The 14,004-nt window shown below is 43.9% G+C and carries 10 protein-coding genes; 8 read left to right on the forward strand and 2 right to left on the reverse strand.

Going from position 1 to position 14,004, the window contains the following annotated elements; translation table 11 throughout:
- Positions 1-167 precede the first annotated feature (167 nt).
- The 5 genes from AC1DU2_RS27285 (at position 168) to AC1DU2_RS27305 (ending at position 7,358) form a co-directional block, all read left to right on the forward strand.
- The gene (locus AC1DU2_RS27285) at positions 168-2,660 is read left to right on the forward strand and encodes a YfhO family protein (RefSeq protein ID WP_477388400.1); all 2,493 of its coding nucleotides are present in this window, start codon (positions 168-170) and stop codon (positions 2,658-2,660) included.
- Between the two features lie 415 nt (positions 2,661-3,075).
- Positions 3,076-5,292, forward strand: a complete 2,217-nt coding sequence (locus AC1DU2_RS27290) for a transferrin receptor-like dimerization domain-containing protein (RefSeq protein WP_477388402.1) — start codon at positions 3,076-3,078, stop codon at positions 5,290-5,292.
- Between the two features lie 577 nt (positions 5,293-5,869).
- The gene (tnpA, locus tag AC1DU2_RS27295; protein WP_477388404.1) at positions 5,870-6,388 is read left to right on the forward strand and encodes an IS200/IS605 family transposase; all 519 of its coding nucleotides are present in this window, start codon (positions 5,870-5,872) and stop codon (positions 6,386-6,388) included.
- A 49-nt stretch (positions 6,389-6,437) separates the two neighbouring features.
- Positions 6,438-6,914 carry a T6SS immunity protein Tdi1 domain-containing protein gene (locus AC1DU2_RS27300; protein ID WP_477388406.1) on the forward strand — a complete coding sequence of 159 codons (477 nt, stop codon included), beginning with the start codon at positions 6,438-6,440 and terminating at the stop codon, positions 6,912-6,914.
- Positions 6,915-6,929: 15 nt separating this feature from the next.
- Positions 6,930-7,358, forward strand: coding sequence for a DUF4348 domain-containing protein (locus tag AC1DU2_RS27305; protein ID WP_477388408.1), 429 nt, complete (start codon positions 6,930-6,932; stop codon positions 7,356-7,358).
- A gap of 11 nt (positions 7,359-7,369) precedes the next feature.
- On the opposite strand, the gene AC1DU2_RS27310 is transcribed toward AC1DU2_RS27305, so the two are convergent.
- The gene (locus tag AC1DU2_RS27310; RefSeq protein ID WP_477365926.1) at positions 7,370-7,780 is read right to left on the reverse strand and encodes a response regulator; all 411 of its coding nucleotides are present in this window, start codon (positions 7,778-7,780) and stop codon (positions 7,370-7,372) included.
- Between the two features lie 212 nt (positions 7,781-7,992).
- On the reverse strand, positions 7,993-9,954 hold the full coding sequence (locus AC1DU2_RS27315; protein WP_477388410.1) for a M1 family metallopeptidase: 1,962 nt from the start codon (positions 9,952-9,954) through the stop codon (positions 7,993-7,995).
- 194 nt (positions 9,955-10,148) lie between these two features.
- Here AC1DU2_RS27315 and AC1DU2_RS27320 point away from each other — a divergent pair, with 194 nt between their 5' ends.
- From AC1DU2_RS27320 to AC1DU2_RS27330, 3 genes are all read left to right on the forward strand, one after another.
- Positions 10,149-11,132 (forward strand): DUF6438 domain-containing protein, encoded by a 984-nt coding sequence (locus AC1DU2_RS27320; RefSeq protein ID WP_477388412.1) that lies wholly within the window; start codon positions 10,149-10,151, stop codon positions 11,130-11,132.
- Between the two features lie 66 nt (positions 11,133-11,198).
- A complete protein-coding gene (locus AC1DU2_RS27325; protein ID WP_477388414.1) occupies positions 11,199-13,208 on the forward strand; it encodes a thioredoxin domain-containing protein in 2,010 nt (669 codons plus the stop codon).
- A 25-nt stretch (positions 13,209-13,233) separates the two neighbouring features.
- Positions 13,234-13,731 (forward strand): FKBP-type peptidyl-prolyl cis-trans isomerase, encoded by a 498-nt coding sequence (locus AC1DU2_RS27330; protein ID WP_477365914.1) that lies wholly within the window; start codon positions 13,234-13,236, stop codon positions 13,729-13,731.
- Positions 13,732-14,004 lie beyond the last annotated feature (273 nt).

A 14,004-nucleotide genomic window follows, 5' to 3' on the forward strand; every position in this document is an offset into this window, starting at 1 on the left:
TAAATGATGACCAATGACCAATGACCAATGACCAATGACCAATGACCAATGACCAATGACCAATGACCAATGACCAATGACCAATGACCAATGACCAATGACCAATGACCAATGACCAATGACCAATAATAATTGTATTTTTAAAAAATATATAATTATTGTTGCTTATGATGGATTGGCTAAAGCGTAACGGGATACATTTTGCCGTTGCGGGTGTTTTTTTGGTATTGTGTTTTTTATATTTTTCGCCTGCATTTCAGGGGAAAACACTGGGGCAAGGGGACGTGCTTGGTGCGCAATCCACCCAAAAGGAGATCATGGACTACCGCGCCCGCGATACCACCATTTTATGGACGAACCAGATATTCGGCGGTATGCCCGCATACCAGATCTGGGCGCCTTACAGCGCCAACATTGCCACGCATATTATATCCGTTATTGGTTATGCTGTACCCAACCCGGTTGGTATGGTGCTTGTATTTTTGTTTGGTACCTACTTTTTGTTTAATGTGCTAAAGCTTAGCCCCTGGCTGGCGGCGGCCGGTGCCGTGGCTTTTACTTTTACCAGCTATAATATGATATTGCTGGCGGCCGGGCATACCAACCAGGCTTTTGCCATTGCTTTTTTTGCGCCTATAATAGCAAGTATTATGCTGGCATTACGGGGGCGATATTTGTTGGGGGCATCTTTACTGGCTTTGTTCCTATCTATCGAAATTAAGGTGAACCACCTGCAAATGACCTACTATCTAATGCTGGCCGTTTTGATTTTGCTGGGTATCGAGCTTTATCACGCTATTAAAAATAAAACTACAGCATCTTTTCTCAAATCGTTAGGGTATTTGCTTGCTGCATCGCTATTGGCCTTTGCAGTAAATGCATCAACCTTGTGGAGTACTTATGAATACGGCAAGGATAGCTATCGTGGCAAATCAAATTTAACCACCAGCACCAAAGAGCCGCAAAATGGCCTGTCTAAAGATTATATTTATCAATATAGCCAGGGCGTTGCCGAGTGCCTTACCTTTTTGGTGCCCAATGCTTCGGGTGGAGCATCCGGGCCGGAATTGATTGATCAAAATTCAGAAACCGTTAAAGTATTTACAGATAAAGGCGAGCAGCCGGAGCAGGCTTTAAACTACGCGCAGCAAATTTCTTCATTCCCCGGATTGTCGCTTTATTGGGGCGAGAAGCCGGGTACCAGCGGCCCATTTTATTTTGGTGCAAGTATCTGCTTTCTGTTTGTATTCGGGCTCATTATAGTAAAGAGTCGGCTTAAATGGTGGCTGCTGGGTACAGTGGTGTTAACTATGCTGCTATCATTTGGCGGCAACTGGCCATACGTTTCCGATATATTTTTAAAGTACTTTCCACTATACAATAAGTTCCGTGCTGTCGAATCTATTTTGGCAGTGGCCGGGTTATGCTTTCCGGTATTGGCCTTCCTGGCTATACAGGAGGTTATTGTTACTGCCGATAAAAAGGTGTTGCTTAAAAAACTGTTAATTGCCTTTTATATAATAGGTGGACTGGTGCTGATACTAATTCTTGTGCCCGAATTGCTGCTAAGTTTCAGGCCGAGCGACCAGCTAAGCGGCGTTGCCAGTTTAACACAGGCATTAAAGGGCGACGCAGCAATGGCCAATGCTTTTGCCAATGCGGTGGTTAAAGACAGGGCCAGTCTTGAGCGTGCTGATGCCATTCGTTCGCTGGTATTTGTGCTTCTTACTTTTGGTATTGTTTGGGCGCTTATAAAACAAAAACTAAGCCTCACAACGGTTTCTTTGCTATTGTTTGCCATAATATTGGTTGACCTTTGGCAGGTAGATAAGCGCTATTTAAAGGATACCAATTTTACCGACAAACAAGAATCGGCAGTACCCCCAAGACCTGTTGACGTAGAGATAGCTAAAGATGCGGATCCTGATTTCAGGGTGTACGATGCCACAGCAGCTATTAATATAAGACAAGATGTACAGAACCCGTTTTTCCACAAAACTTTAGGTGGATACTCGGCCGCGCGAATGAAGCGATACGACGAACTGATAGATAATCAATTTACCAGGGGCGCAAACCCGGCTGTGCTGAACATGCTGAATGCCAAATACGTCATCGTACCCGATTCATCTAAACAGGGCCAAATGTTATTGCCCAACCCCGATGCATGTGGTAATGCATGGTTTATAAAAAGCATAAAATATGTTGACGGCGCCGATGCTGAAATGAAATCGCTCAATGGCCTGTCGCCAAAAAATGATGCTGTTGCCGATAAAAGCTACCAAAGCGTAGCCGGTAATATACAGGCGGGCGACTCCACATCGACCATAAAACTGGCAAGCTATAACCCTGACCATATGGTGTACAAATCGGTTTCGAAAACTGGCGGCGTAGCTGTTTTCTCCGAAATATACTACGATAAGGGCTGGAAAATGCTGATTGACGGGATGGAGAAGCCATACTTCCGGGCCAATTACCTGCTCCGGGCGGCCTCAATCCCGGCAGGTGAACATAAGGTGGAATTTGTGTTTCACCCGGCATCGTATTATGTTGGGGAGGATATTTCCATGGCTGGCTCAATGTTGTTGGTGCTATTACTGGGTGGGGCCGTCTTTGGAGATGAGATAAAGAAAATGACGGGGAAGAAAAGCGACAACAAATAATTTTGATTTGTTTAGAACTGCCAGTATTTTGCCTGAACTCGGATTAAGCAGATTTTTCTGATTATTGGGATTTTCCTTGCAAATCAAAAAATCCTGTTAATCCTGAAATCAGATGAATCCGAGTTCAGGCAAAAAGGGTTAGGGATTGCGGAGTAAAGCCCGCCCGCAGGGAACGCCCATATCGTTCATTAGTTCATTGGTCTTGTCTGGTTGGATTGCCAGATGGATAAAAGGTATTCAGCCAAAAAGCTATTTTTCCGCTATGCCCGCGTTCCAATGAACCAATGAACCAATGAACCAATGAACCAATGAACCAATGAACCAATGAACCAATGAACCAATGAACCAATGAACCAATGAACCAATGAACCAATGAACATTTTTATTATCTTCACGCATCACCATATACACTGTCATGAAGAAAACCCTTACCCTTGGCTTATTGGCGCTGTCGTCGGCAAGTTTCGCGCAGCAAAAAATATTAATTGGCTTTACACCGGCATCGTCCGCAAAGCAACTGGAAACCGAAAAAACATTTGATGCAGGTTTAAGCCCGCAGCGCATTGGCGAAACCATTAAAGCACTTTCGGCATTTCCGCATAACATCGGTTCGCCGGGCAGCAAGGCCGTGGCCGACAAGATATTGGCTATGTACAAAAGCTATGGGCTGGATGCACATATAGAAACTTACACGGTACTTTACCCAACACCCAAAACGCGGGTGCTTGAGCTTACCGCTCCAACAGCTTATACAGCCGTGTTAAAAGAGCAGGCCCTGCCTGAAGATGCCACATCGGGCCAGCCCAATCAGCTGCCAACTTATAACGCCTGGAGTGCCGATGGCGATGTTAGTGGTCCATTGGTATTTGTAAACTATGGTTTGCCCGATGATTATATTAAACTGGCTGCCATGGGCATTGATGTTAAAGGTAAAATAGTAATTGCTAAATATGGCCGCTCATGGCGTGGCATAAAGCCCAAAGTAGCCTATGAGCACGGGGCTATAGGGTGTATTATTTACTCCGATCCTGCTGATGACGGCTACTCTGCCGGCGATGTGTACCCCAAAGGAGCTTACAAGAATGAATTTGGCGTTCAGCGCGGTTCGGTAATGGATATGGTGATTTATCCCGGTGATCCGCTTACACCGGGCGTTGGCGCAACAAAAGATGCCAAACGCCTAGATAGAAAAGATGCAACCACGATATTAAAAATACCGGTGCTTCCTATAAGCTATCATGATGCGCAACCTTTATTGGCCGCGCTTGATGGCCCCGTTGCACCCAGCGGATGGGCCGGCTCGTTGCCTATAACTTACCACATCGGTGACGGCAAGGCCGTGGTACACTTAAAAATGGAATTTGATTGGGATATGGTGCCCGCTTATGATGTAATTGCCAAAATTAAAGGATCAACTTACCCGGATGAGTGGGTAATGCGTGGTAACCACCACGATGCCTGGGTTAACGGCGCCAACGACCCTATAAGTGGCCAGGCTGCCATGATTGAAGAAACCAAAGCCCTTGGCGACCTGCTAAAAACCGGCTGGAAACCCAAACGCAGCATTATATATTGCTCATGGGACGGCGAAGAACCAGGCCTGTTAGGATCGACAGAGTATGCCGAGGCTCACGATAAAGAACTGCAGCAAAAAACAGTGGTATATATCAACTCGGATAGTAATGGCCGCGGCTTTTTAGGTGCAGGTGGTTCGCAGGCGCTGGAAAGCTTTATTGACGAGATAACAAATGGTATAACCGACCCACAAACGAAAGTAAGTGTGTTCGACAGGAAAAAGGCGATGCAACTGGTCAATGCCAAATCAACCAGCGACAAGAAAGAGATATTGGAACGCAAAGGCGAAAAGCTGGAGGCGCTGGGCTCAGGATCTGATTTTTCTTCATTCCTGCAGCATTTGGGCATCCCAACGCTCGATTTTGGTTTTGGCGGTGAAGATGGCGGCGGCGAATATCATTCTATTTATGATTCGTTTGATGACTACAAACGTTTTAAAGATCCTGACTTTGCTTACGGCGTTACCCTGGCCCAAACTGCCGGTCACTCGGTATTGCGCATGGCTGATGCCGAGGTATTGCCATTTGATTTCAGGAGCCTGCAAGCAACCATTGCTAAATATGCTACCGAACTTACCAAACTGACCGATGACACCCGCGAAGCCACCAAAATTGATAACCAACTGATACAAGCTAACGATTACGCCCTGGCTGCCGACCCAACCCACCTGTACAAAGCGCCGGTTGCCAAAGATACCGTGCCCCCAATTGATTTTAAACCGCTAACCGGCGCGCTGGACTCGCTAAAGAAAAGCGCCGATAAACTGGCCGCCTATTGGAGCGCAGCCGCGTTAAAAGATGGCGACCACGATAAACTAAACAAACTCCTGTACCATGCCGAGCAGCAATTGCTTGCCGCCGAAGGCCTGCCACGCCGAGGCTGGTACAAACACACCATTTATGCACCCGGTTTTTATACCGGTTACGGTGTTAAAACCATTCCCGGCATCCGCGAAGCAATTGAACAACGCAATTGGGACGAGGTGAAGCAGCAGATAGGGGTGGTAGCCGGCAGGATAAATGCATTGGCGGGGTATTTGGCGATGGGGGTGAAGTAGGTTAGCGATCTAAATATTTTAGAACTACCAGGCTGATAATATGGGCCGTGCCTACGGCACTCTTGACTGTTTATGTCTGCGTACCCCGGGTTGAAACCCGGGGCTACAATATGTTTCGGGCCGATGGCCCTTAGCTGCATTTGACTGGAGGAGCAGAAATATGGATAAAACGATACAGAGGCGTAGCCTCTATACATTTTGTAGCCACGGGTTTCAACCCGTGGGATAAGAATAAATAAAGAATGAGAGCCGTAGGCTCGGTACATATATAAAACAGCAGATTTAACAAACAATAAAATAACAAATATCGCCGGCCTGAAAGATGTATTTTTAAAGGAACAGAAATATAATTTAAACGCACAATCCAGAGGTGTAGCCTTGATCCATATTGTAGCCACGGGTTTCAACCCGTGGTATAAGAGGAACAGAAATATAATTTAAACGCGGAATCCAGAGGCGTAGCGTCGATCCATATTGTAGTAAAATGGGTTAATTATTAACTTGCAAATCCAGGGGCGTAGCCCCGACTTATATTGTAGCCACGGGTTTCAACCCGTGGGATACGAATAAAAGAAGAATGAGAGCCGTAGGCTCGGCTCATATAAAAATAGCAAATATTAACGGTCCAGATAAAATGGCAAATACCTATCACCAAATCTACATTCAAACAATTTTTGCCGTTAAGTACAGGGAAGCGGTGATTGAAAAAAAATGGGGCGCCGAGCTGTTTGGCGTGATAGGCAATCTAATCAATGAAACCAATTGCAAAACCATTATTGTAAATGGTGTGGAAGATCATGTACATTGTTTTATCGGCTTAAGGCCCGCTGTTTCAGTATCAGAACTGATGCAAACTGTGAAAGCCAAATCATCTAAATATATTAATGATCATTTGCTAACCCATAAGCATTTTGAATGGCAAGATGGTTATGGTGTGTTTTCCTATAGTCAATCGCAGGTTGATAAAGTTTATAAATATATCCAAAACCAGGAAGTGCATCATAAGAAGCAAACATTCAGGGAAGAATATCTTGACTTTTTAAAAAAGTTTAAAGTAGCTTATGAAGAACAGTATATTTTCCATGATTTGATTTGAAGCCTGGCTATAATGATGACGTGTAAATTGATAGAACAGAAACCTTCCTATGAATCTCCTTTTAGACGATCTTACCATAAATATTTCAAATATTAACCAAAGCGAACTGGTAGAAAATTGGCTTTGGTTGATATCCGATTTTAAACAAACATTGCTGATCTCCAAAATGGGCGATATGTTTTTATTAGCGAATAACGGTCGCGTATATTGGCTGTCTACCGATGACGGATCGTTGACTAAAATAGCAGATAGCAAAGCCGGGTTTGAGCAAATGTTGGCGGATGAAGCCAATATAGATAACTGGTTTTTGCCGTCGCTGGTTGGCAAGTTGTTAACTGCAAATAAGTATTTGGGCAAAAATGAAGTTTATAGCTTCAAAGAATTTCCTATCATTGGCGGCGAATATTCGGTAGATAATATAGCTGCTACTGATATCAGTGTTCATTTTACATTAACAGGTATAATTCACGAACAAATTAAAGATTTACCTGATGGGACAAAAGTGCAGATTAAGCCTGTTGATTAATTTATACCTGTCATAGTGAGAATTATATTTATCGTTATAACGCTTGCAGTTTTGTCCTCCTGCAATTTTTCATCCAAGGTTAAAGTGTCTTCGGTTAATGCGCCAGGTAAGGTTGTGGACTCTGGAGAAACCTTTGACGATTTTCGCAATAAGTTTTATACAGATAGCGCTTTTCAGTTAAGCCGGATTAAGTTTCCGCTACCAAAAGTTTACCGAGAGACAGATGACGGACAGAATGTAAAACCCGATTACCTGCAAAAAGGGCAATGGGAACTAAATTTAATGTTGGATAAAAGCCTATCGCGTATTGAAACCACAAAATCAGATGATGAAGCCAACGAAAGAATAACAACGCCCGTTGATCCAACTGTTATTCAAAAAAGTCGATTAAAAAAAATAAATGGCAAATGGTTCCTGGTATATTACGAAACCGTTGGTTTTTAGAGGTTTTAAATTCAGAAATCGGCAAAAATGTTTTTTATTTTTTCAAAAGTTAAGGGCTTATTTATAAAGTCGGTTACAAGCGGGCTTTGTTTCGACCTGGTTAAATCGTCGATGCTTACAGAAGAGGTGAGTATATAAATTTTGCTTTTTCTTAACGAATCGATCTTCAACCGGTCAAATTCGACCAAAAATTGCCATCCGTTCATTACCGGCATAGCTAGGTCTAGAAAAATATAATCCGGAAGATGCTCGGGATTGCTGTCATTGATTTTGCTAAGGTGGTCTATTGCGCTCTTGCCGTTTTGGCAAGAGTCAATTTGGGGATTCATTAAGTATTTTTTTATCAAGGCTTTCACGATGACACAATCCAATTCCTCGTCATCAATGACAAGAATGCTGACACCTGAATCAATAATACCCATTGGCCGATAAACTATTAAACAACATTAATGTTATAAAATAATCTAATACGACATAGAATTGATTTTGTTGCATTTTTAATTAAAACAAGTCAGTTCTCTTCGGCCACAGTGTATTTGTTGCCATACATATAAAAAATGGCGATAGGCTAAACCAGCCATCGCCATTCAAAATTCTTATAAATCACTAAAAATCAATAATTCAGTAATTAAACTTATTCCCCGTAATACACGTTGTTTTTTAAATCAATATCCGGTAGTTCGTGTTCAGGGTCAATCACCATCAGTTTTATTTTTGATGTTGATGGATATTTAAACGTCCATACTCCGCCGCGCTGCCACACATTTACGGGCAGGTGTAAGGTTTCAACCTTGCCATTGGCCTGGGTAATTTTCAGGTCGACAGGCATTGCCATCTTTTCGTTGTTCGTAATGGTGATCAGGGCGCCATTTACGGCGTTATCGTCTACATATTTAACGCCGGTGATCGATTGGTCGATTTTCCAGGTAGTGGTAAACCAGCCTTTCCAAAACCAGTTCAGGTCTTCGCCGCTGGCATCGTTCATCGCGCGGAATAAATCATACGGCAACGGGTGTTTAAATGCCCAATTTTTAATGTACTCGTGAAATGCATAGTCGAAGCGCTCGGGGCCTAAAACCACGTTGCGCAAAATATCCATACCCAAAGCGGTTTTAACATAGTACTGGCCATAGTCGTTAAGGCCGATGGCTTCGGGCGCGGTCATCAATGGGTCTTTACTGTTGCGGTACTGGCCTAAAATGCGCTGCGCCTGTTTGGTGGTATCGTTATACTCGCCTTTGTTAAATTGTTGCGAGGCATATTCGTTAATAAAAGTGTTGAAGCCTTCATCCATCCACATGTATTTGCGCTCGTTTGAGCCTACAATCATCGGGAACCAGTTGTGGCCAATTTCATGGGTAACATCTCCCCATAACTGCCCTTTTTTAAGGCCGCCAAGGCAAAATATAGTACCAGGGTACTCCATGCCCAGGGCAACGCCAGATACGTTCACAGCCGAGTTCCACGGATACTCGAAATAAGCTTTAGAGTAAATCTCCATGCTGTTCTTCAGGTACTCGGTTGACCGGCCCCAGCTATCTATACCGGCGCTCTCAATAGGGTATGCCGACATAGCGATACCCTTACGGCCCGATGGGAAATTAACCCTCGCAGCATCCCAGATAAAAGCATCCGATGCGCCAAAGGCAACATCGCGGCTGTTTAGCATTTTATAGTGCCAGGTAAGGCTTCCCTTAAACGGACGGGTTGACGATTTGCCAACTTCGCTCTGCTTAATCAGCATGACTGTTTTATCGCTGCTTTTAGCTTCCGTCATGCGGCTAAGCTGCGCTGGTGATAATACATCCTCGGGGTTTTGTAAATCGCCCGATCCTACAACCACCATATTGGCAGGGGCGGTTATGTAGTAGTCAAAATCGCCGTATTCGCAGTAAAATTCGCCAAGGCCCATGTAGGGCAGGGTGTTCCAGCCTTCTACATCGTCATAAACGCACATGCGTGGGTACCATTGGGCAATTTCGTAAACGTAACCCTGTTTAAATTTTTTGCGGCCCATACGGTCGGCACCATAAAATGGGATGGCAAAATCATAATTGATCTTCACGCTTATTTTTTCGCCTTTGCCATCCATTGGAGCATTCAGGCGCAGTTGCATCCGGGCGTCGGTAATAATTGGGGCAACTTTATAGGTTTCGCCTTTGTAGGTAACCTCAACCGAACCGATGTGATAACCGCCACGACTAAAGCCACGCACATCAAACCGGTCGCCGGTGTAGGGGGTTACCGCCGCGCCGCGCGAGTCGGGTTTAAATAAATTTTGGTCAAGCTGCAGCCACAGGTAGTCCAATTGGTCGGGGCTGTTGTTGGTATAGGTAATGGTAACTTCGCCGGTGATGGTGGTGTCTTTGCCTTCGTTCAGGGCGGCTTTAATCAGGTAGTCGGCGCGGTTTTGCCAATAAGTTGGCGATGGTTTGCCGGCGTTTGAGCGTGTGCCCTGCCCGGTTACCGGCCAGGTAATAGGGCCAAATGATTCCTGGTGATTGTACTTAATGGAGTCGGTTTGTGCCGATGCCGTGTTTACGATAGCAAACAAGCCACCAACGCATAAAATGTTGATCAGTTTTAAATAGCGCATTTTGTCAGTCAATAATAAAACCGCAAATAAAGGGAATTAAATTGTGAAGTTGGTAACAGGCTGGTTTAAAGTGGCTATAAATGTGGAGATATTCATATTTTATTCATGCTTTGTTCTTTTAGCAAGTTAATGAAAGCTACTTCTGGTAGGTTTATTTATACCTTTATAGTAATATTTAATAACTAGTAACCCTGATGCGTCAACCTAAGCCAATAAAATATCTGCCATTGATTTTACTTTTTTTGTTGTTCGCGCAATTTGTTGCGGCCAACGCTATCGACGATCTGAAAACGGATAGCGACGTCTTAAATTTGTTGGTAAAACTTGATACTAATTTTTTAAGCCATGGAAAACCAAATATAGAAATTTTACCGACCAATAAGTTAATACCTACCCTGAAATGTGGTGATGTAGCCCGGCAATGGGATATTAAAACCTGGGAAAAGGTTGATTTCAATATGGATAGCTTAACCGATTTACTGGTAACCGTAAAAAATGGCGAATCGGCTTATGTATACGCCATAATTGATAATGGCCATGGCGCGCTAAAGCTGCTTCGCTTGTCGCGAGGTTTCTCTGGCGATTGCCAGATGGCAAAGCCCATTGTTATCGACAACAAACAAATGCTTCTTTTTTATTCGCAAAAATTCAGGTTTGATGGAAATAGGTTTGACTTTACGAAAAAGGTTGAGCAAATAGATACACTTATATATTTATACGATGACTTTATAGAATTTAGTCCCGAACCAGCAAACTATAATATTAAATCTATTTTTATAAAAACTACGGGCTGTTATGGTACATGTCCGATATTTCAACTTACTGTTTTCGCTGATGGAAATGCGGTATACAACGCAGACCAATATAACCCTAAAGCTGGAAATTTTAAAGGAATTATATCAGGTGACAAAGTTTCTCAACTATTTTCATTGGTTAACTATATTGATATAAAGAAACTAAAAGATGATTACGAGGTAAGTTGGAGCGATGATCAAACCGCTTATATAAAGATTGAATTTAGCGATGGGAGCGTTAAAGCGGTGAACGATTATGGCATGATAGGCACCTTTGGATTAAGTAACTTGTACAGTCTGCTTTTTGATTTGAGGAATACCGAGAGGTGGACGCCAACTAATACTTACAAATTTAACATCCCGCCTGTAAAACTTTCCCATTAAATCCCGCTTTAAACTACAGGTACAATTATATTCGCACCTTGCATTGATAACGCAATACCATCTGCCATGAATAAACTCGCAAATTCCACTTCTCCCTATTTATTGCAGCACGCTAATAATCCTGTAAACTGGTACCCCTGGGGTAAAGAAGCTTTGGATAAGGCCAAAGCCGAGAATAAACTGATATTGGTGAGCATTGGCTACTCGGCCTGCCATTGGTGCCACGTAATGGAGCACGAGAGCTTTGAGGACGAAGCCGTGGCTGCAGTAATGAACGAATTTTTTGTTTGCATTAAGGTAGATAGGGAAGAGCGGCCTGATGTAGACCAGATTTACATGAGCGCCGTGCAATTGATGAGCGGTCGTGGCGGCTGGCCGCTAAACTGCATTTGCCTGCCCGATCAGCGGCCAATTTATGGCGGCACCTATTTTCGTAAAAACGACTGGACATCGCTGCTGTTTAACCTGGCCGATTTTTATAAGCAAAAACCGGAAGAAGCGGAGGAATACGCCGTTCGCCTGACAGACGGGATCCAAAAATATGAATCGATCCAATTTATAGCCGATCAGCCGGATTATACAAAGGACGACCTGAAAGTTATTGGCGATAACTGGAAACGATATTTTGACAGGCACGAGGGGGGGACCGGCAATGCGCCAAAATTTCCGATGCCCAATAACTGGCAATTGCTGATGCGGTACGCGCATTTAACCAACGATGATGAAATTGCCAGGCAGGTAAAGTTAACGTTGCATAAAATGGCCTTCGGTGGTATCTACGATCATGTAGGTGGCGGCTTTGCCCGCTATTCGGTTGATGGCCGCTGGCATGTGCCGCATTTTGAAAAAATGCTGTATGATAACGCCCAGCTCATAACCTTGTACTCCGAAGCCCACACCTGGCAGCCCGATGAATTGTACAAAACAGTGGTTGATGAGATCATCCATTTTGCCACAACTGAATTGGCATCGCCGGATATGGGCTTTTACTCGGCCCTTGATGCCGATAGCGAGGGGGTAGAGGGTAAATTTTACATTTTTACTAAAACCGAGATTGAAGCGATTTTAGGTGACGATGCCGACCTGTTTTGCATTTACTACCATATTACCGAAGATGGCAACTGGGAAGAAGAACACTCCAACGTGCTCTTCAAAAAAGAAACGGACGGGCAACTGGCGGAAAAACTGGGCTTAGGGGTGGATGATTTGCTCACGCAAGTAAAAGCATCCCGCAAAAAAGTGTTCGAAGCCCGTGGCCACCGTATCAGGCCCGGTTTGGATAACAAGATACTGGCATCATGGAACGGCTTAATGTTAAAAGGCCTGTGCGAAGCCTACCGGGCTTTTGATGAACCGAGGTACCTGAAACTGGCTTTGAGGAACGCTGATTTTATTCTGCATAACCTTATAGGTCAAAATGGCAGGCTCTCACGTGTGTACGGCAGCCCGGTGATTGATAGTATCCCTGTTGCGTTTTTGGATGATTATGCCAATATCATAGATGGCCTCATCGCTTTGTATGAAGTTACCTTCAATGAAACTTGGCTGCAGCAGGCAAAAGCACTTACAGATACTGCTATGGCCCATTATTACGACGAAAGTAACGGTATTTTCTTTTATACTGCCGATGATGATGAGCAGCTGATAGCCCGAAAATCGGAAATTATGGATGGGGTTACGCCGGCCAGTAATTCGGCAATGGCGCGCAACCTTAAAAAATTGGGCCTGCTTTTTGATAATGAAGGCTATGCAGCGGTTTCGGCACAGCTGTTACGCAACATTATGCCGCAGCTTGCAAAGTATGGTACAGCTTATTCAAACTGGACTATGTTATTGCTTGATGAAGTGTATGGTATTTATGAAGTTGCCGTAACGGGGCCCGAAGCCGAAACTGTAAGAAAGGAACTTGAAAATAATTACATACCCAATAAAATTATATTGGGAGGTACAAAAGGAAGTTTACCTTTGTTACAGGATAAGTTTGGTAAATCAACACAAATATTTGTTTGTATAGATAAAACCTGCGGATTACCTGCTAATAACACGGCCGACGCACTAAAACAAATGCAGGCCTGATTGCTTATTTATAAAAACAGTAACAATGAAGATTGAACCACAGCACGTAGTGTCATTAACTTACGATTTGTATGTTGACCAGGATGGTACCGAAACTTTAACAGAAAGTGCCACACAAGAACAACCTTTAACCTTTTTGTTTGGTGCCGGCCAGATGCTGCCCAAATTTGAAGAAAACTTAAGCAGCCTGTCAACAGGTGATACTTATGAATTCCGTTTAGCTGCAGGCGATGCTTATGGCGAGTATGACGAAGAAGCTGTAGCCAACCTGCCGAAGGAAATGTTCCAGGGTGCAGAACTTCCTGAAATTGGCAGTATTTTACCATTACAGGATAATAATGGCAACCGTTTCCAGGCTCAGGTAGTATCAATAGCCGAAGATTCGGTAATTGTTGATCTTAACCATCCTATGGCCGGCCAGGAACTGCACTTTAAAGGCAGCATCCTGAACGTACGCCCGGCTACCGAAGAAGAATTATCGCACGGCCACGCGCATGGCCCGGATGGCCACCACGCTCATTAATAGCCCCCTCTAAATCTCCCCCTGAAGGGGGAGACTTTTTAATATTTTAGTCCGTTATGTGAATAGCGGGCTTTTTTTGTGGCCTGTAGTTATGAATGTTGTGTAACGCAACTGTTTTTTTATTCTGTTAATCCTTTAATTCTGGAAATTCTGGTTCAGACAATTCACGTTAGCGATTGCAGCGGATACCGGCCCCGCGCTTAATGCCTGTGCAGTATAAGCGTAAAGCGCGGCCGCAGGCAACGCCCGGATTAATAAAATCAGGTTGCAAAC

It is taken from the genome of Mucilaginibacter sp. P4_C11 (assembly GCF_056402115.1).